The organism is Halomonas sp. 707B3 (genome assembly GCF_024158645.1).
Lineage (GTDB): Bacteria > Pseudomonadota > Gammaproteobacteria > Pseudomonadales > Halomonadaceae > Vreelandella > Vreelandella lionensis.
Window position 1 is genome coordinate 1 of record NZ_JAMZBE010000281.1, and the last position, 1,713, is coordinate 1,713.

Annotated in this window: 2 protein-coding genes; both read right to left on the reverse strand. The window is 52.8% G+C overall.

Going from position 1 to position 1,713, the window contains the following annotated elements; genetic code table 11:
- Positions 1-44: 44 nt before the first annotated feature.
- Complete coding sequence (locus tag BIS10_RS18625; protein ID WP_392567203.1) at positions 45-842, reverse strand: PAS domain-containing protein; 798 nt, start codon at positions 840-842, stop codon at positions 45-47.
- 139 nt (positions 843-981) lie between these two features.
- Positions 982-1,713 (reverse strand): CHAD domain-containing protein (locus BIS10_RS18630; RefSeq protein ID WP_253507739.1); only part of this gene is annotated, 732 nt, incomplete at its 5' end.

A 1,713-nucleotide genomic window follows, 5' to 3' on the forward strand; every position in this document is an offset into this window, starting at 1 on the left:
GAATCTGGGTGCCGTCCATGTCATACCTCCTGCCGCTGTGGAGGTCATATTCTGGCCCAGCTCAGGGGGCGAATTCCACACCCAACGTCGAAGAGCCCATTTTTTTGGGGTACAGCAACTACTTGTACATACACTTCTTTACCGCGACCTGCCTTTGTTCGAAGATCAAACCTTTGCGTTTGACCTGATGTAACCCCCAAACCCACCATCTTTTTTAGAATATCAGCGCTTTCAGCGTCGAAGAGCAGCGCACTTTCATGCAGGGTTTGGGGCGGGCCTAGACGGCTGTCTCGGCCCAACAGGCTATATACGACTAGTGACCAAGTGGTTTTTTCGGTCACTGGGTTATATTCCCAATCACCGATTTTACCAACGCGCTGGGCTTCATCTAGCCGCTCTTGGACGCGCTTCAGGTCGTCAATATCCGTGCATGTGCCGAACCATTTAACGATATTGCCCTTCGCATCGCGCATGGGTAAGGCTCTACCGAGCATCCAATGATAAACCCCATCCCACCGACGCAGCCGGTATTCAATCTCATAGGGTTCGCCACTGCTTGTCGCTTGAAGCCACCGTTCGGCAGCGCGCTCTCGATCGTCTGGATGAAAGGGGGGATTCCAGCCAAATCCTAGGCTCTCTTCAAGTGTTAGCCCGGTATAATCCAGCCAAGGCTGATTAAAATCGATGTGCCACCCATCAGGACGAGTAACCCAGACGATTTGCGGCATGGTTTCTACCAAGGTGCGAAATTCCGCCTCACTGGTACGCAAAGCATCCTGGATCCGGTTTAGTTCTACGTCGCTGTCGACTGCTAACCGACCTGCTCGCCGACTATTACTCACCCTGATGTTCAACCATGTGCATGGCCCTCAATAATTAATTTTGATGAACCATACTGCATCAAATAGGATGGGAAAACATCTACCTCATTGTGTGAATTTTTAACGATTGAATACTCTCAGCCTAAGACTGGCTGGGTGCTTATCGATGACTAACCAAAGGCCGCAGCGCCAGCACCTTTTTACGCAGTTTTTGCTTCTGCGTTTCTAACGCGGCGTGCCACTGTGAACACTCTTTGCGCTGTTCAGGGGTGCTATCAGCGCCTGAGCTAAACGCATCTAGCCAAGCTTGACGGGCGCACAGGTCTTGATAGTCGCCAAGCAGGCTTTGGCGGCGCTTTAATTCAGAAAGAAACGGCTCAGGAGGCTCTGGGTGCAGATCAGCAAGATAGCGGATGCGCTTCACACCCTTACGAAGTTCATGCAGGTCGGCGTCTGGGGAATCTACCGAGAGGGCTGCTAAATCCTCATTGTGACGTGCAATGCGCTCATCCAATACCGCCTGGATACGCTTGGGAGACAGTTTAGAGAGCGCCTTCTCTACCCCATCCGAAACAATAAAACTCTGCCAGCCCTGCAGCTCTTCAGCATACTCCGGCGTGCTTAACTGCTGGCACAGGGTGTGATGCTGCACCCGCTGGCAGCATTGCAACCATTGCCGTAACCCCTCGCGAGTGCTTGCAGAAAGCGGTGGCTGTGTTTTACCCAAGTCTTCTAAAAACACGTCCAGATCGCGGAGGTCGCTGGTGGCTTGAGCACGCTGCTTGAGCCGCTTCAGCCTCTTTTTAAGGCCAGGCACCTTGGTAATAGCGAGTACCGATTCGCCCACTGCACGGCTGCGGCGCAGGTTAACCCGGTACTGATGCAGGAACTC